The sequence below is a fragment of the Pseudogracilibacillus sp. SO10305 genome (assembly GCF_037072005.1).
GTDB classification, from domain to species: Bacteria; Bacillota; Bacilli; order Bacillales; family Amphibacillaceae; genus Pseudogracilibacillus; species Pseudogracilibacillus intestinigallinarum.
On the sequence record NZ_JAXHDE010000003.1, the window covers coordinates 96,199 to 113,467 of the forward strand.

General features: G+C 37.5%; 18 protein-coding genes. All 18 read right to left on the bottom strand.

From position 1 onward, the window contains the following. Positions 1-46 precede the first annotated feature (46 nt). The 18 genes from wecB to SPD45_RS04535 all read right to left on the bottom strand — a co-directional run bounded on the left by wecB (position 47) and on the right by SPD45_RS04535 (position 17,155). Positions 47-1,165 (bottom strand): non-hydrolyzing UDP-N-acetylglucosamine 2-epimerase, encoded by a 1,119-nt coding sequence (wecB, locus tag SPD45_RS04450; protein WP_336266502.1) that lies wholly within the window; start codon positions 1,163-1,165, stop codon positions 47-49. Positions 1,166-1,183: 18 nt separating this feature from the next. After that, complete coding sequence (gene upp / locus SPD45_RS04455) at positions 1,184-1,813, bottom strand: uracil phosphoribosyltransferase (protein ID WP_336266503.1); 630 nt, start codon at positions 1,811-1,813, stop codon at positions 1,184-1,186. A gap of 598 nt (positions 1,814-2,411) precedes the next feature. Continuing rightward, positions 2,412-3,647 carry a serine hydroxymethyltransferase gene (glyA, locus tag SPD45_RS04460; protein ID WP_336266504.1) on the bottom strand — a complete coding sequence of 412 codons (1,236 nt, stop codon included), beginning with the start codon at positions 3,645-3,647 and terminating at the stop codon, positions 2,412-2,414. A 159-nt stretch (positions 3,648-3,806) separates the two neighbouring features. Continuing rightward, positions 3,807-4,355: a TIGR01440 family protein gene (locus tag SPD45_RS04465; RefSeq protein ID WP_336266505.1), complete on the bottom strand. Its 549-nt coding sequence runs from the start codon at positions 4,353-4,355 to the stop codon at positions 3,807-3,809. A gap of 22 nt (positions 4,356-4,377) precedes the next feature. After that, complete coding sequence (gene rpiB / locus SPD45_RS04470) at positions 4,378-4,827, bottom strand: ribose 5-phosphate isomerase B (RefSeq protein WP_336266506.1); 450 nt, start codon at positions 4,825-4,827, stop codon at positions 4,378-4,380. Between the two features lie 36 nt (positions 4,828-4,863). After that, positions 4,864-6,159, bottom strand: a complete 1,296-nt coding sequence (locus SPD45_RS04475) for a methyl-accepting chemotaxis protein (RefSeq protein ID WP_336266507.1) — start codon at positions 6,157-6,159, stop codon at positions 4,864-4,866. A 12-nt stretch (positions 6,160-6,171) separates the two neighbouring features. Further along, on the bottom strand, positions 6,172-6,621 hold the full coding sequence (locus SPD45_RS04480; RefSeq protein ID WP_336266508.1) for a low molecular weight protein arginine phosphatase: 450 nt from the start codon (positions 6,619-6,621) through the stop codon (positions 6,172-6,174). Positions 6,622-6,711: 90 nt separating this feature from the next. Then, positions 6,712-7,254 carry a manganese efflux pump MntP gene (locus SPD45_RS04485; RefSeq protein ID WP_336266509.1) on the bottom strand — a complete coding sequence of 181 codons (543 nt, stop codon included), beginning with the start codon at positions 7,252-7,254 and terminating at the stop codon, positions 6,712-6,714. A 60-nt stretch (positions 7,255-7,314) separates the two neighbouring features. Further along, complete coding sequence (locus SPD45_RS04490; RefSeq protein WP_336266510.1) at positions 7,315-8,328, bottom strand: L-threonylcarbamoyladenylate synthase; 1,014 nt, start codon at positions 8,326-8,328, stop codon at positions 7,315-7,317. Positions 8,329-8,623: 295 nt separating this feature from the next. Further along, positions 8,624-9,205: a stage II sporulation protein R gene (spoIIR, locus tag SPD45_RS04495; RefSeq protein WP_336266511.1), complete on the bottom strand. Its 582-nt coding sequence runs from the start codon at positions 9,203-9,205 to the stop codon at positions 8,624-8,626. Between the two features lie 62 nt (positions 9,206-9,267). Beyond that, positions 9,268-10,128: a peptide chain release factor N(5)-glutamine methyltransferase gene (gene prmC / locus SPD45_RS04500; RefSeq protein WP_336266512.1), complete on the bottom strand. Its 861-nt coding sequence runs from the start codon at positions 10,126-10,128 to the stop codon at positions 9,268-9,270. 1 nt (position 10,129) lies between these two features. Further along, positions 10,130-11,200, bottom strand: a complete 1,071-nt coding sequence (gene prfA / locus SPD45_RS04505) for a peptide chain release factor 1 (RefSeq protein WP_336266513.1) — start codon at positions 11,198-11,200, stop codon at positions 10,130-10,132. 211 nt (positions 11,201-11,411) lie between these two features. Then, positions 11,412-11,654 carry a type B 50S ribosomal protein L31 gene (locus SPD45_RS04510; RefSeq protein ID WP_336266514.1) on the bottom strand — a complete coding sequence of 81 codons (243 nt, stop codon included), beginning with the start codon at positions 11,652-11,654 and terminating at the stop codon, positions 11,412-11,414. A 116-nt stretch (positions 11,655-11,770) separates the two neighbouring features. After that, positions 11,771-13,054: a transcription termination factor Rho gene (gene rho, locus SPD45_RS04515; RefSeq protein WP_336266515.1), complete on the bottom strand. Its 1,284-nt coding sequence runs from the start codon at positions 13,052-13,054 to the stop codon at positions 11,771-11,773. A 247-nt stretch (positions 13,055-13,301) separates the two neighbouring features. Then, entirely contained in the window at positions 13,302-14,273 is a 972-nt protein-coding gene (glpX, locus tag SPD45_RS04520) for a class II fructose-bisphosphatase (protein ID WP_336266516.1), read from the bottom strand. 25 nt (positions 14,274-14,298) lie between these two features. Further along, complete coding sequence (locus SPD45_RS04525) at positions 14,299-15,591, bottom strand: UDP-N-acetylglucosamine 1-carboxyvinyltransferase (RefSeq protein ID WP_336266517.1); 1,293 nt, start codon at positions 15,589-15,591, stop codon at positions 14,299-14,301. A gap of 30 nt (positions 15,592-15,621) precedes the next feature. Beyond that, positions 15,622-16,272 carry a fructose-6-phosphate aldolase gene (gene fsa / locus SPD45_RS04530; RefSeq protein ID WP_336266518.1) on the bottom strand — a complete coding sequence of 217 codons (651 nt, stop codon included), beginning with the start codon at positions 16,270-16,272 and terminating at the stop codon, positions 15,622-15,624. Between the two features lie 22 nt (positions 16,273-16,294). Beyond that, positions 16,295-17,155, bottom strand: a complete 861-nt coding sequence (locus SPD45_RS04535; protein WP_336266519.1) for a class II fructose-bisphosphate aldolase — start codon at positions 17,153-17,155, stop codon at positions 16,295-16,297. Positions 17,156-17,269: the final 114 nt, after the last annotated feature.

The following is a 17,269-nucleotide window of genomic DNA, read 5'->3' on the forward strand; positions in this document are numbered from 1 at the left end:
CCAGTTTTCAATAAACTGAGACATATGTATGGCAATGATGACCATTTTATTTAGATGTATAATACTCTTTTATAATTTGAACAATTCGTTCAGACGCTTTGCCATCCCCATATGGATTTGCGGCTTTCGCCATTTCCATATAAAGCGTTTTATCCGATAATAATTCATTCGCTAGGCGAAATATCGTCTCTTCATCTGTTCCAGCTAACTTTAATGTCCCTGCTTCAATTCCTTCTGGACGTTCTGTCGTGTCCCTCATAACGAGTACTGGTTTTCCTAGAGACGGGGCTTCTTCTTGTATTCCACCAGAATCCGTTAAAATGAGATGTGCTCGTCCCATAAAATTATGGAAATCTAATACAGATAATGGTTCAATGAGTGACACACGATCGTCATCTCCTAACACTTCATCAGCAGTGCGCTGCACAACTGGATTTAAATGAACTGGATATATAACATGAATATCATCGTATGTTTCTACAAGACGTTTTATCGCTCGAAACATATGACGTAAATTATCACCTAAATTTTCTCGACGATGCGCTGTTAACAATACAATACGTTTATCTGTTAATTGATCTAACAAAGGATGACTGTAATGATCAACAACTGTTGTATCTAATGCATCAATTACAGTGTTCCCGGTAACGAATATGGAATGTTCCTTTTTCCCCTCTTCACGCAAATGATTTGCGGCCTTTTCTGTCGGTGAAAAATGCAAATCAGCTAACACACCAGTTAATTGACGATTCATTTCTTCTGGATATGGAGAATATTTGTCCCATGTGCGAAGGCCTGCTTCCACATGACCGATATCTACTTGATGATAAAAAGCTGCAAGTGATGCTGCAAAAGTTGTGCTCGTATCCCCATGTACTAACACAATATTTGGTTGCACCTCTTTAATGACATCCTCTAAACCGAGTATTGCTCTCGACGTTATCTGGGATAATGTTTGGTTCGGTTTCATCATGTTCAAATCATAATCTGGTTGAATATCAAAAATTTCCAGCACTTGATCTAACATTTCACGATGTTGGGCAGTTACACAAACAACCGATTCAAACGTTTCGTCATGACGTTCCAATGCTTTAACAAGTGGTGCCATTTTAATTGCTTCTGGTCTCGTACCGAATACAGAAAGTACTTTAATTTTCGTTGACATCATGATCCCCTTTTCCAATTATTTTGTACCAAATAAACGGTCTCCTGCATCTCCTAATCCCGGTACAATATATCCATCTTCGTTTAACTTCTCATCCATCGCCCCTAAATATATATCAACGTCTGGATGATTATGTTTAATTAATTCCACCCCTTCAGGTGCTGCAACTAAACACATTAGTTTAATGGATTTTGCTCCACGTTTCTTCAATGATTCAATTGCGTCATTTGCTGAGCCACCCGTTGCCAACATTGGGTCTAAAACGATTAAAATACGCTCTGAAATATCTGACGGTAATTTAATAAAATATTCTTCTGGTTGTAATGTTTCTGGATCACGATATAAACCGACATGTCCAACACGTGCTGCAGGTAGTAAGTTAAGCATTCCGTCCACCATTCCTAAACCTGCACGTAAAATCGGAATTAACCCAATCTTTTTCCCTGTTAACACTTGTGCTTTACTCGACGTTACCGGTGTTTCAACTTCAATCTCTTTCATTGGCAAATTACGCGTAATTTCAAAGCCCATTAACATCGATACTTCATCGACTAATTCTCTAAATTGTTTTGTTCCTGTGTTTTTATCACGAATATATGTTAATTTATGCTGGATTAATGGATGATCTAAAATATGAACTTGTCCCATTGTTTTCCACCCTTTCCATTGTTGTATATCGTTACTATCTTACAGTTTTCTACCACGGTTGTCTACCGATGAAACGCATTTCTTAAACTAATTTATTTTTGTGTAAATTTTGAAAATAGCTTCCTCTTCTCTATTAATGAAAATGGCAAATGGATTTTTTCACATACTGTCATCAGTTTCTTACATTCACAAAAAAGGCTCTTTATTGAGTCGTGTTGGTGATCCTCTTAAAGTTATTTACTATTTAATTGTGTTAAGCCAATAAGAATAGCGGGAATATGTCACCTTGGAAGTGTACTCCGCTTTCCGCGTGCGGCTAATAAGCCAAGCTCAGGCTTTGCCTTCACTTGACTTATCTAGGCCTTTTCACGCAGGAGTCTACGTACTTTTCCCACATTTTATATAGCTGTTTACATGCTCGTTTTCGACAACTTTAATTCTAAAGGTACATTCACTTGTTTTCTATTTATGTACATAAAAAGGTGCCAGTGGATTTTTCCACTAATACCATATATTGTGGAGCTAAAAAAGGCTTCCGGTAAAAATATCTACCGAAAGCCTTCTTCTATTTTACTGATTTCCCATCAATTTCTATATATTATGCGTATAATGGATGTTTTTTTGTTAACGCCGCAACTGCTGCACGAGCCTCATTTAACACTGATTCGTCATCAATGTTTTTCAATGTTTTTGCAATAATTTTCCCGACTTGGACCATATCTTCTTCTTTAAATCCACGAGTCGTTACTGCTGCAGTTCCTACACGTACACCACTTGTAATGAATGCTCCTTCTTGGTCAAAAGGAATCGTATTTTTGTTCGTCGTAATACCGATCGTATCTAATGTTTCCTCCGCAACTTTTCCAGTTAAACCTAATTTAGAAACGTCTAATAAAACTAAATGGTTGTCCGTCCCACCTGAAACGATACGAACTCCTTCTTCCACAAGTGTTTCACCTAATACTTTAGCGTTCGCTCTAATTTGTTTTGCATACTGTTTAAAATCATCTGAAAGAGCTTCTTTAAACGATACTGCTTTTGCAGCAATAATATGCATTAATGGACCACCTTGAACTCCTGGAAATACTTGTTTATCAATTGCCTTCGCATATTCCTCTTTACATAAAATCATTCCACCACGAGGGCCACGTAATGTTTTATGTGTTGTTGTCGTTACAAAATCACAGTAAGGTACTGGATTCGGATGTTCTCCAGCAGCAACTAATCCAGCAATATGTGCCATATCTACAAATAAATATGCATCTACTGCGTCCGCAATTTCGCGGAACTTTTTAAAGTCGATGGTTCTTGAATATGCACTCGCACCAGCAACAACCATTTTCGGCTTTACTTCTTTCGCTAACGCTAAAATCGCATCATAATCAAGTTGTTCAGTTTCTTTATCTACTCCATACTCCACAAAGTTAAATAACTTTCCACTGAAGTTCACTGGGCTACCGTGTGTTAAATGACCTCCATGGCTTAAATTCATTCCTAAAACCGTATCTCCCGGTTCTAATACACTGAAATAAACTGCCATGTTCGCTTGTGCACCAGAGTGGGGCTGAACGTTAACATGTTCTGCACCAAAAAGTTCTTTTGCACGATCGCGCGCTAAATCTTCTGCAACGTCTACATATTCACATCCACCGTAATAACGTCTACCTGGATATCCTTCAGCATATTTGTTCGTTAATACAGAACCTGCTGCTTCCATTACTGCTTCAGATACAAAGTTTTCTGATGCAATTAGCTCAATATTATCTTGTTGACGTTTCTTCTCGTCTTCCATTGCATCAAATAGTTCTCGGTCAAATTCTTTTAAATGGTCCATTTATTTTTCGTTCCTCCTAGAAATGAAATATATACATATCATAACAAAAAATAATTCATTTTTACATAATAAATGCATAAAACTTCATTTTTTCTATGTTTTATGACGAAAATCCGAACATTAACGGTTAATACACCGCTTCTGTTCGGATTTTATCATCTATATATATACCGCTCTCGCGCCACCAATTAACTTCGGTCGTGTTTTGGCAATCGTCATATGTGCATTCCCTATAGAAGAAACAGATAAACGAACTGGGACTACGACATGTTTTAAATGCATGCCAATGAATGTGTCCCCTATATCGATGCCTGCATGTGCTTGAATTGCCTCCACAACAATAGGCTCATCCATATGCTCGTATGCATAAGTAGCCATCGATCCGCCAGCATCTCGAACTGGTTTTACACTCACTTCTTCTAATGGATACTTCTCTAATATTTTTCGCTCTACGACTAAGGCACGATTTAAATGTTCACAACATTGAAAAGCTAAAAACACTTGTGCATTTTGTGCAAATCGTTGTACATGGGTGAAGATTTCTCTTGCTACCTCTTCACTCCCCGCACTTCCGATTGCTTCTCCAATCACTTCGCTCGTTGAACAGCCGACAACGAAGATTTCACCTGCACGGATTGCTTGCAGTGCGGACCAATCCATCATAGCTGCTTCCATGTCTTCTCGGACATTATTTAATATAGAGTTCATAAAATGACCTCCTTATATGCATTTAAGCTTCACATTGTTCTTCATATGCTGTAATTTTATTCACTCGATTTAAGTGGCGGCCACCTTCGAATTCTGTCGTTAACCATGTTTTCACGATTTCGTTTGCTAATCCAGGCCCAATTACTCGCTCCCCCATCGCTAACATATTAGAATCATTATGTTCCCTCGTTGCTTTCGCTGAAAAAACATCATGAACGAGAGCACAACGAATGCCCTTTACCTTGTTAGCAGAAATGGAAATACCAATACCTGTCCCACAAACTAAAATTCCACGGTCAAACTCGCCGTTAGCAACTCGTTCTGCTGGCCCAATACCATAATCTGGATAATCAACAGATGCAGTACAATCTGCTCCAACATCTTCATACTCATATCCTAATTCTTCTAATACGCTTTTCACTTCATTACGTAAAGTCATTCCAGCATGGTCGCCTGATATAATAACTTTCAAAAAGAACTCCTCCTAAAATAAGCTTTGTTCTTCTTATTATACATTAAATTGGCTAATTTGTTTGTTTAATTCCTCTGATTGAACCGATAATGCTTTTGCTAACTGTTCCACGTCTTGAATCGTTTTATCTTGATCTGCTACTGCAGCACTAACCTCTTCTGTCGCAGCGGATGTTTCTTCTGAAATAGCTGCAACTTCTTGTGATTGTTGTACTGTCATTTGAATAAATTGTAATTGACGATTCACTAAATCTCGGATAGTCGTCACTTCATTTGCCACTTCTGTTACAGATGTAGACATATGTTCAATCGATGTATTCGTTAACGCTCCTGCCTCCGCTTTTTCCTGTGCATGTACGACATGTTCATTAATCTTTTTCACTACATTTGTCACATCGTTTTGTATCGAGCCAATTAAAGTAGAAATTTGTTGCACTGCATTCGCACTTTCATCTGCTAATATACGTATTTCATCTGCGACCACCGCAAAGCCTTTTCCATGCTCTCCTGCCCTTGCCGCTTCAATCGACGCATTTAAGGCGAGTAAATTTGTTTGCTCTGCAATTTCGCCGACCATCGTAATAATAGATTCAACTTCTAAAGCATTTTCTTTTAAATGTTCCACATCTTGTAACGATAAAGCTTGTTCCTCTGCCAGCTGTTGAATACCATAAACTAGTTGATGAACTACTTGTTTACTCTCTGATAACACACTTAACATTTCTGTCGCTTTATTTGTAGATGTTTCTGCTTTATGTTGTACTTCTTCCGCTAAAAGAGTCGCTTCCTCAATCGCCTCAACGGTTTGTTGAGTTGATTCCGCCGCATTAACTGCCCCTGCAGATATTTCATTCGTTGCATCTGTAATCGCTCTTGAATGCTGTGTTGCTGTATCGACCACTTGTTTCATCTCTTCCACAGCACGATCTGTGTTTGTAAAGTTACTATGTATATTATGTACCATACCTTGAATGTTTTTAAACATCATATCAACCGCAATACTTAACGCACGAATTTCATCATCTGCTTCCGGTATATGAATTTCTTGTTTTAAATTCCCCTTTGCTCCCTCTGTTGCTGCAGCCTCTAATTGCTGCAATGGTTTCGTTATAAACCTCGCCGCAACAAAAGCTAATATACCTGTCCAAATAATCCCTAATAAAAATGTCATCATAATAAAGATTTCTTCTTTCAATTGTACATACGGAGATATGAAATCGTAAATAACATAAATAAAAATAGCACTACATGTATACGTAATAAAAGCTAATAGCGTTGTAAATAGTACTAATTTTTTTTGCAAACCAAATCGATATGCCTTTTTCATTTGCATGATCCTTCCCTACTAATTAATCTTGCGTACTAGATGATCGATATATGTTTCTAATGTCTCCGCTGTCTCACGATAAATCAATACATCTCCCCCAAACGGGTCAGGAATATTATATCCACCTTGAAATAACGGAATCTTTTCTGTTGAAACATATTCAATTAATGTAAAAATCTTTTCTTTATACTGTGGAAATAGACGTAATAACACATGTTTATGATCCTCTGTCATCGTTAAAACAATATCGGCGGAATGCATATGATCCAACCGAATTGCTTCTGAACGGTGCGTAAAAGAAATACCCTTTTCTTCTAAAACTTGCATCGCGTGTTCATGGGCGGTCTCGTTTTCATTCGCAAATATTCCAACAGACTGTACTTCTATTTGTGGCAGTTTTTCCTTTAACATCGCTTCTGCCATCGGACTTCTACATGTATTACCTGTACAAACAAATAAAATATTCATCTTTATTCCTCATCTTTCCTTATTCATTAATATACCACAACAACACAAACTTTTGAACTATATTTAAATTTACTCCGTAGGTCTTTAAACTTAAAATATAGCCATGAAATGTTTCCATCCTAAATAGATAAATAAAATACCACTGAAAACATCTCCAAATATGCCAACCCTCCCCCGTAATAAATGTGCAAAGGTCAAACCAATAAATGACACAACCATCGCTGTTACACCAAACAAAAATATCATCGACATATGCTTCGTGCCTGCCAAGCCAAACGTAAGACCGACTGGAAAACTATCTACACTTACAAACATACAAACAAAAATCAGTTTCCAACCAGCGAAAAACGTCTGCTTTTTTTCCTCGAATATAGAAAACAATGTAAACAAACCAATCGTCGTAAAGATGACTGTATTTAAAAAGGCTGCTAAATGATGAATAAATGGGAAAAGATATACACCAAATAACAACCCCGCTAAAGGAAAAGCACTATGAAAAATGCCGAGCATGACACTAACAGATACTTTTTGTTTTATTCTTTTTTCAACTAACCCTAAGGCGATTGCGACAGAAAAGCAATCCATACTTATTGCAAGTGCAACAGGCATCCATGAAATAAGATCATATACCAAATTGTTAATCCTCCCTAATTTGCTTGTACAATGTATGCAAAATAGGGATAGATTAGAAGTTTACTTGTATACTATTTCTGTAGCTGCCCTCGTTAAACGATCCATGATCGCTAAACCGACCCCTTCTACCGAAAAGGATTGCGAAACGACGACATCGAGTTGATCTTTCTTTAACGAACGTAAAGTATCATACAACATTTGTGCTATCTCTACGTCCTTATTTCCAATCACAATTTTATGTGCTGCTTCTATATTCTCGGCCATCTTTTTCGTCACAATGACACCGACTCTGTTTCCTTCTGCTTCATAACGGTCAACAATCTCCTGCAGTAGAGCATTGTTTTCTACTAATATGAGTGGCACTTCAGGTGCATAATGTTTATATTTGAGCCCTGGAGATTTTGGTTTTTCCGTCTTTTCCTTTTTAGACAATGTACGTACTTCTCCCACAACGGCTTCAATAGCTTCTTTCGTAATCGCACCGACTCGGAGAATGAGTGGAACATCTCCCGTACAATCTATTACTGTTGATTCCACGCCAACCTCTGCTTCCATTGCATCGACAATGGCTGCAATTTTTCCATTTAAATCATCATATACATGTGACGCTTTTGTTGGACTTGGTCTCCCCGACATATTTGCACTTGGCGCTGCAATCGGCAAGTCTACTTCTTTTAATAATCGTAAAGCGACATCATTATTCGGAATCCGTATTCCTACTGTGTCCAATTTTGCGGTAACATTTGTTGCGACATTGTTTTTACGTTTTAAGACGTATGTAATTGGTCCAGGAGAAAAAGCCGTAATTAATGTGTCTACATAAGATGGATAAACTTGTACAAGTTCATTTAATTGCCCTTTAGTTGCGACATGAACAATTAACGGATTATCACTCGGTCGACCTTTCGCTTGGAAAATTTTTGCGATAGCCGTTTCGTTTGTTGCATCTGCACCTAAACCATAAACTGTTTCAGTAGGAAATGCGACAACTTCCCCAGCTCGTAATAAGGCTGCAGCCTCTTTTATATATGCTTCATCATTTTGTCCGTTCATTGTGAATATTTTTGTTTTCATTTCGTTCCCTCACTTCTCCTTATATTTTAGACGATATAACGATGTTTCACAAAAGATTAATCTAGAATATAATATACAAACCATCGCTACAAACGATACAAAGGAAAAACGAATAAAATGAAAGTGAATTTCTTTATTGGTTGAGACCGGCTCGTGGAATGCGAAGTAGATTTATGGAGCGAAGAAGTTGATCAAATAAAATGAAAAAGGAATTCCAGTACAAATTAACTTACTGAAATTCCCTTTTGTAGTTCACTCGGTTTTATTCCATCCCCATTTCTTCCATGTTAGCTTATTACGTTAACCCAAACCATTCGAAAAGGAAGATTTTCACTGTTTTCTTCTCTGTTTTTTCCTCTTCTTTATTCGCTTGCTCCATTTCAGCTTTTTCTTCTTTGGATAAATCTAAATAACATAAAGAAGGAAAAAGCACGCACCACCAGTTGTCCCCTTCTCCTTCGCCAAGCGTAATAAGAAGCGCCTCATAATCACCTGCAGGATACACATATTTTCCATACTTTTTCGTCGGAAATGGTACGTCTTTTTTAAACTGCACCGTAAAAGATAAACGTTCCCCTTCTTGCTCTAATGTATTTGCAATAATTTCCTCTACCTTTGGTAATATTTCTTCCATTCGCTTGCGTGCCTCATCAATCGATGTCACTTGAGATATTTCAGTAGATAAATAGGCATTTACTTCGTCGCGAACAGTATATTTCATTTGTTGATCTTTCATATCATTACTATTCGCCAAAATACGTAAACGGATTGCGTCTTCCGGAATCATTTCTACAGCATAATCTGTCCCATGTACAGTCATCGGATAAAACATCCCTAAAAAACAAATCGTTAAAAATAATAATGCGAATTTTCTCATCGTTTTTGCCCCCAACTGCTTTTAGGAACATTATGGACAGATAAGAAAAAGGTTATACCTCTTTAACGTAAAGTTGCTGAAATGATTCGATCTTTTCCATTAATATCAACGATTGTTTCGGTTTGTGCTGTTGGATATGTTTTTTCTACTATATTTGTTATAGCCTTTGCTTGCTCATATCCGATTTCCATACAGATACATTCAATAGAAGGAATTTTTTTAGATTGTTCCATGATAGATTCATATGCATATAATCCTTTATTCGGCGCAAAAAGTGCTACATGCGGATCATAATTTTTCACCGTATCTTCTAATTCTTCTATTTCCGCCTTATCGATGTAGGGAGGATTTGAAACGATTATTTGCGGGTTTATATTTGCTTCTACTACCGGTTCTAAAAAACTTCCTTGCCTAAACGTAACATTCGCCCCCAAATTCGTTGCATTTTGTGTTGCAACTTGAAGGGCAGCCTCCGATATATCTGTCGCATATACTACTGCATTCGATAGCTCCAAAGCTAATGTCGTTGCAATAACACCTGATCCAGTGCCGATATCAACAATCGTTACTGTTTCGTCTTTATACTTCGATTCGATAAGTTGGATAAGATGATAAACTAATTCTTCTGTTTCAAAGCGTGGAATAAGTACATGCTCGTTTACAGTAAATCGCCTTCCATAAAAATATTCATATCCTACTAAATGTTGCACAGGTATTCCCGTATCCACGTGCTCCTTCACATCGGACATAAAGGCTCTATACTGCTTCTCTTCCATTTCATCCCGTAAAATCATATGAAACGTATCACTATCTACTTGTACATGATGTTCGATTAAAATTTTTGCGATATGGGGGTCGCGTCCATGTTTTTCTAAAAAAGAAGAAGCCCATGTTAGGACTTCATATACTTTTCTCGTATTCATTTTATTCACTAACTTCCTGTAGACGACTCGTTTGGTCTTCAATTAATAAAGCATCAATAATTTCGTCGATTTTTCCTTCGACAATTTGATCTAATTTTTTAATCGTTAAACCGATACGGTGATCTGTTACACGGTTTTGTGGATAATTGTACGTACGAATACGTTCCGAACGATCTCCAGTACCGACGGCAGATTTTCTTGATTCTGCATATTCCGCTTCAGCTTCTTGTTGATATTTGTCATATAAACGGGCACGCAACACTTTAAAAGCTTTTTCGCGGTTTTTAATTTGGGATTTCTCATCTTGACACGATACGACAATCCCTGTTGGTAAATGGGTTAAACGAACAGCCGAGTCTGTCATGTTCACGTGCTGTCCACCTGCACCACTTGCACGATACGTATCCACTTTTACGTCTTCATTACGAACTTCTACGTCAACATCTTCTGCCTCTGGTAATACCGCAACTGTCGCAGTAGATGTATGAACACGTCCTTGTGCTTCTGTTTCAGGTACACGTTGTACACGGTGTGCCCCGTTTTCGAATTTTAGCTTAGAATAAGCACCTTTACCATGAATCATGAAAATAATTTCTTTATATCCACCAACTCCCGTTGAGTTCGCTTCAATAACTTCTGTTTTCCAACGATTCGCTTCCGCAAAACGCGCATACATTCGATATAAATCACCAGCAAATAATGCAGCTTCATCCCCACCAGCTGCTGCTCTAATTTCAACGATAACGTTTTTGTCATCATTCGGATCTTTCGGTAATAATAATACCTTTAACTCTTCCTCTGATGCTTCTATATCGGATGTTAACTCTGAAATCTCCGCTTTAATCATATCTAACATATCACTGTCTGATTCACTCGCTAACATTTCTTTTGCGTCGTCTAATTCTTCCACACTCGTTTTATATTTACGATATGCCGTAACAGCAGGTTCAAGATCGGATTGCTCTTTCGAATATTCTCTTAGTTTATTCGAATCACTAATTACTTCTGGGTCACTTAAAAGTTCGTTTAATTTATTGTACCGATCCTCTAATGATTGTAGTTTATCTAACATGTGTTTCCACCTCTTTTATACTTCCGTAAAATCAAGTTCCAATACTTAGTATACACTATTTTCACGTTTCATTTATAGTAGGTATGTAAAAATGGTTCAACTTTATTGAATGTCATTCCTATACAAAAATCGGATTTTTTGTAAATAAAAATCAGGCATAAATTTGCCTGATTGTAATAGGTTACGATTGTATTTTTGTTTCTTATTTGTTTTACATGTTGTATTTCTTTTTGAATCGATCGACACGACCACCGGCTCTGTCTGCTTTCTGCTTTCCAGTGTAGAAAGGGTGTGTGTCAGAACTAATTTCAACACGAATGACTGGGTAAGTGTTACCATCTTCCCATTCCATTGTTTCTTCAGATGTTCTTGTAGAACCACTTAAAAATTTATAATCTGAACTTGTATCTAAAAAGATTACTTTTTGGTATTCTGGATGAATTCCGCTTTTCATGTTTTTCCACCTCTTTTACAAAAAATGATTATTCACAATTATAAGTTAAACCTACCTAACCTCACATCTTGATATTATAACAGTATTAGGTATGTAATGCAAGTCTTTTTTTACTTTTATGAGCGTTGATTTCGCTTCATTTTAATTTCTTCCCCGATATCATCCAAGAATTGTTCGTTTGTTTTCGTTGCTTTCAAACGCTTTAAAAATCGCTCCGTAAACTCATGAGAATCTTGCATTGATTTTCGAATCATCCACATTTTTTCTAAATGATCTTTCGAAACGAGTAACTCTTCTTTTCGAGTTCCTGAACGTAAAATATCGATTGCCGGGAAAATTCTTCTTTCCGCTAAGCTACGGTCTAAATGTAACTCCATATTACCTGTACCTTTAAATTCTTCATAAATGACATCATCCATCCGTGATCCTGTATCTACTAAGGCAGTTGCTAAAATCGTTAAACTTCCACCTTCCTCGATATTTCTTGCCGCACCAAAAAATCGCTTCGGACGGTGAAATGCTGCTGGATCAATCCCTCCGGATAATGTACGTCCACTTGGCGGAATTACTAAGTTATATGCACGTGCTAAACGTGTAATACTATCCATTAATACGATAACATCGCGTTTATGTTCTACTAGGCGCATCGCACGCTCTAATACGAGTTCAGATACTTTAATATGACTTTCTGGTACTTCATCAAATGTAGAACTAACTACATCAACATCTGGTGCAACAGAACGTTCAATATCTGTCACTTCCTCTGGACGTTCATCGACTAATAAAATGATTAGTTTTGCCTCTGGGTGGTTTTTCGAAATACTATTAGCAATTTCTTTAATAAGCATCGTCTTACCCGCTTTTGGTGGAGCAACGATTAATCCCCTTTGGCCAAAACCAACTGGTGTCATTAAGTCTATAATTCTCGTCGATACATTTTGTGGAGAATCTTCTAATGTCATATAGCGATCAGGATATAAAGCAGTTAAAGCTGGAAAATGGACTCGTTCTTTTGCTGTTTCAGGATTATCGCCATTGACAGCATCCACGTGTAATAAACCGTAATAACGTTCATTCTCTTTCGGTGGTCGAACCTTTCCAGATACTTTATCCCCATTTCTTAAATCAAAACGACGAATTTGGGATGCAGAAATATAAATATCTTCCGCACTTGGAGAATAGTTAATTGGACGTAAAAAACCAAAACCTTCTGAAGGGATCACTTCTAAAATCCCATCCATAAATAAATACCCGTCTTTTTCTGCTTGCGCTTTTAATATCGCAAAAATTAATTCCTTTTTTGTTAGTTTCGCATAATAGGAAACTTTATAATCTTTCGCTAATTTATAAATGTCTTTCAACGTCAAGCTTTCTAAATGAGAAATCGTTATTTCAGACACATCATCACACCTATTCATTTATTTCTATTCGTATCTCTTTTAAAGTAATTTTGGTTGCTCTTTTTGATAGGATAACATGTTATATGTTGTTCATATGTACACGTTTATTTATATAGGAGATTAAAAAGAATGCTTGTTTAAAAGAGGAGCCGAATGAAGAGTTCGTTGTAAAACTAGACCGTCTCTTGTCTATTTGTATCATACAACTTTCTCTTCATATATTCAACTCTATCTGTAGAAGAAAATATTAATCATTATCTAATACTAAATTTGGCTTTTTCTTTAAACTATGTTGACCGTCAATGAAACGAATCGTACCACTTTTCGCACGCATTACGACAGATTGTGTTGTCGCTCTTTGTCCTTTAAATTGAACACCTTTTAGTAATTCCCCGTCCGTCACACCTGTCGCAGCAAAAATGGCATCATCCCCAGGACAGAAATCGTCCATGTAAAACACTTTATTCAAGTCTGCAATCCCCATTTTTTTACAACGGGCAATTTCTTCTTCATTGGATGGTGCTAATTTCCCTTGGATTTCTCCGCCTAAACACTTTAAAGCAACTGCTGAAATAACGCCTTCTGGTGCACCACCAATACCGAATAAAATATCTACTCCTGTATGGTCAAAACAAGTGTTGATTGCCCCTGCAACATCACCGTCTTGAATTAATTTAATTCTAGCACCTGTTTGACGAATTTCTTCGATTAACCCTTGATGGCGATCACGGTTTAATACGACAGCTAATACATCTTCAATATCTTTGTTTTTCGCTTCCGCTACAGCACGTAAGTTTTCTTCCACTGATGCGTTAATATCAATCTTTCCAACCGCTTCTGGACCGACAGCAATTTTATGCATGTACATGTCTGGAGCATGTAATAAGTTACCACCATCTGAAATAGCAATAACAGATAAAGCGTTCCAAGAACCACGTGCAACGATACTCGTTCCTTCAAGTGGGTCAACAGCAACATCTACTAAAGGTCCTCTTCCAGTACCAAGTTTTTCGCCAATATAAAGCATTGGAGCTTCATCCATTTCTCCTTCTCCAATAACAACTGTACCACGCATTGGAATCGTATCAAAAACTGTACGCATTGCGGTTGTTGCTGCATCGTCCGCCTCGTTTTTTAAGCCTCTACCCATCCATCTTGCTGATGATAATGCTGCCGCCTCTGTAACGCGAACTAATTCAATCGATAAACTTCTTTCCATCGTTTAAAAATCCCCTTTTTATGAGTTATAAACCTTTCATACTAATCGTTTCATTCGATTCCATCACTTTTTCACGCCAAATTTTCGCACCTAAACGACGTAAATTTTCAGTAATATCTTCATATCCACGATCTATATGATCAATTTCAGTAATTTCCGTAATGCCATCTGCCATTAATCCTGCAATGACTAATGCTGCTCCCGCACGTAAATCTGTTACTTTTACTTTGGCACCTTCTAGCTTTTCCGTACCTGTAACAATGGCAGCACTACCTTCTACCTTCACTTTTGCATTCATACGGCGCAATTCATCAATATGTTTAAATCTAGCTGTATAAATCGTATCTGTAACGATACTTGTTCCTTTTGACTTCGTTAATAGTGATGTGAAAGGTTGTTGTAAATCGGTTGGAAATCCTGGGTATACCAATGTTTTAATATCTACACTTTTCAACTTTTCACCAGGTTTAATAAGTAGTTGATCATTATGTTGCTCAATCGCTACGCCCATTTCACGCAATTTCGCTAACAATGATTCTAAATGTTCTGGAATCACATTATCAATGACTACTTCTTTCCCTTGTGCAGCTGCCGCAATAATATATGTACCCGCTTCTATTCTGTCAGGTATGATTGTATGTTTACAGCCGTGCAAGCGATCGACACCTTCAATACGAATAATATCTGTTCCTACACCTTTAATTTTAGCGCCCATATTCGTCAACAATGTAGCAACATCAATAATTTCCGGTTCTTTAGCGGCGTTTTCGATCGTCGTTTTCCCCTTCGCTAACACTGCTGCTAACATAATATTAATTGTCGCACCTACACTCACTACGTCTAAATAGATTCGTGCACCACGTAATTCTTCGGCTTCTAAATAAAGAGCGCCTTTTTCATTTTTCACTTTTGCACCGAGTGCTTCAAACCCTTTAATATGCTGGTCAATCGGACGTGGGCCTAAATAGCATCCACCTGGAAGACCAATTGCCGCACGTTTAAACTTCCCTAACATAGCGCCCATTAAATAGTACGATGCACGTAGCTTTTGTACTTTTCCATTAGGAAGAGGAATGGAAACGACTGACGAAGGATCTATATGTATCTTTTGCTTCGAGTCTTGTACTACCTTTGCGCCAATATCTTCCAAAATCGATTGCAATGTATCTACATCAGAAATATTCGGTAATCCATCAAGTGTTACAGTGGAATCTGCCAAAATGGCGGCCGGGATTAATGCAACAGCACTATTTTTTGCACCATTGATCCTTACTTTCCCTTCTAACAGATGACCGCCTTCGATCATAATCTTTTCCATCCTAGTCCCTCACTTCTTTTCCTTGTGAATTTACTGCTCTTGTGTTGCTGCCCAATCCGCTAAAAACTGTGCAATTCCTTTATCTGTTAAAGGGTGTTGTACTAAGCCGTTTAATACTTTAAATGGAACTGTTGCAATATGTGCCCCATTTAATGCTGCATCTGTCACATGTAGTGGATGACGAATCGATGCTGCAATAATTTTCGTATCAATCGCAAATTGATTAAAAATCGCTGAAATCGTCGCGATTAAATCCATTCCATCATGTCCAATATCATCTAAACGCCCTAAAAACGGCGATACGTAAGTTGCACCAGCTCTTGCTGCAAGTAATGCTTGGTTCGCATTAAAAATTAACGTCACATTTGTCGTAATATTTAAGTCACTTAATGCTTTTACTGCTTTTAAACCTTCCATCGTCATTGGGATTTTTACCGTAATGTTTGGAGCGATGGCTGCAAGTTCTTTTCCTTCCGCAATCATACCTTCTGCATCTTCTGCGATGACTTCTGCACTAACAGATTCAGCTGTTACTTCTGTTGTAATTTCACGAAGGCGATCATGGAAGTCCACTCCCTCTTTTGCAACTAATGAAGGATTTGTTGTCACTCCCCCTAAAATTCCCAAAGCTTTCGCCTGACGAATTTCGTCAATGTTTGCCGAATCAATAAAAAATTCCACTAATATCGCTCCTCTATTTTTATTATTTTACTTGTCCGGATGAACCGAATTCACGCATTTTCTCAATGACTGTTTGCTTAATTGCTTCACGTCCAGGTCCCATATATTTACGTGGGTCATATACTTCTGTATCATTATTTAAAATTTCACGAATTTTTGCCGTTTGTTGAATTTGGTTTTCCGTGTTCACGTTAATTTTTGCTGTTCCTAAAGAAATTGCACGTTGAATATCTTTTAAAGGAATTCCTGTTCCACCATGTAACACTAAAGGTACATCTGTTTTATTCGAAATCTCTTCCATTTCTTCAAAACCTAAATTTGGTTCGCCTTTATACGGTCCGTGAACAGAACCTAATGCGGGTGCTAAACAGTCAATATTTGTTTCATTTACTAATTGAACACATTCAGCTGGGTCTGCGTAAATAACACCATCTGCAATTACGTCATCTTCTTGTCCGCCGACAATTCCTAATTCCGCTTCGACAGATACATCGTGGAAATGTGCTAATTCTACTACTTTGCTTGTCGTTGCAATATTTTCCTCTAACGGTTTACTTGAAGCGTCAATCATAACAGAAGTAAATCCAGCCTGAATTGCTTTTGCACAAGCTTCAAAACTAGAACCATGGTCTAAGTGGATTGCCACTGGCACAGTAATATTACTTTCTTCCATGATTGCCTTTGTCATAGCCACTGCCACTTTATATCCACCCATATAACGTGCAGCACCTTCAGATACACCTAAAATAACTGGAGATTTTTCCTCTTCCGCCGCTTCTAAAATTGCTTGCGTATATTCTAAGTTATTAATATTAAACTGTCCTACCGCATATTTGTTTTCTTTTGCTGTAATTAACATTTCCTTCATTGATACTAATGGCATTTCGTCCAGCTCCTTAACATAATTTTTCAAAAAATCATACTATCAATAGAATACCAAGACGACGTTTAGCTTGCAACATGTTCTGCTCGTTTTACGTCGTCTCTTTGTAATTAT

What these genes read in the sequence shown, in the direction of transcription:
- wecB (WP_336266502.1), bottom strand. Translation starts at nt 1,165, where the DNA reads ATGTCAACGAAAATTAAAGTACTTTCTGTATTCGGTACGAGACCAGAA.
- upp (WP_336266503.1), bottom strand. Translation starts at nt 1,813, where the DNA reads ATGGGACAAGTTCATATTTTAGATCATCCATTAATCCAGCATAAATTA.
- glyA (WP_336266504.1), bottom strand. Translation starts at nt 3,647, where the DNA reads ATGGACCATTTAAAAGAATTTGACCGAGAACTATTTGATGCAATGGAA.
- SPD45_RS04465 (WP_336266505.1), bottom strand. Translation starts at nt 4,355, where the DNA reads ATGAACTCTATATTAAATAATGTCCGAGAAGACATGGAAGCAGCTATG.
- SPD45_RS04475 (WP_336266507.1), bottom strand. Translation starts at nt 6,159, where the DNA reads ATGCAAATGAAAAAGGCATATCGATTTGGTTTGCAAAAAAAATTAGTA.
- SPD45_RS04480 (WP_336266508.1), bottom strand. Translation starts at nt 6,621, where the DNA reads ATGAATATTTTATTTGTTTGTACAGGTAATACATGTAGAAGTCCGATG.
- SPD45_RS04490 (WP_336266510.1), bottom strand. Translation starts at nt 8,328, where the DNA reads ATGAAAACAAAAATATTCACAATGAACGGACAAAATGATGAAGCATAT.
- spoIIR (WP_336266511.1), bottom strand. Translation starts at nt 9,205, where the DNA reads ATGAGAAAATTCGCATTATTATTTTTAACGATTTGTTTTTTAGGGATG.
- prmC (WP_336266512.1), bottom strand. Translation starts at nt 10,128, where the DNA reads ATGAATACGAGAAAAGTATATGAAGTCCTAACATGGGCTTCTTCTTTT.
- prfA (WP_336266513.1), bottom strand. Translation starts at nt 11,200, where the DNA reads ATGTTAGATAAACTACAATCATTAGAGGATCGGTACAATAAATTAAAC.
- SPD45_RS04510 (WP_336266514.1), bottom strand. Translation starts at nt 11,654, where the DNA reads ATGAAAAGCGGAATTCATCCAGAATACCAAAAAGTAATCTTTTTAGAT.
- glpX (WP_336266516.1), bottom strand. Translation starts at nt 14,273, where the DNA reads ATGGAAAGAAGTTTATCGATTGAATTAGTTCGCGTTACAGAGGCGGCA.
- SPD45_RS04525 (WP_336266517.1), bottom strand. Translation starts at nt 15,591, where the DNA reads ATGGAAAAGATTATGATCGAAGGCGGTCATCTGTTAGAAGGGAAAGTA.
- SPD45_RS04535 (WP_336266519.1), bottom strand. Translation starts at nt 17,155, where the DNA reads ATGCCATTAGTATCAATGAAGGAAATGTTAATTACAGCAAAAGAAAAC.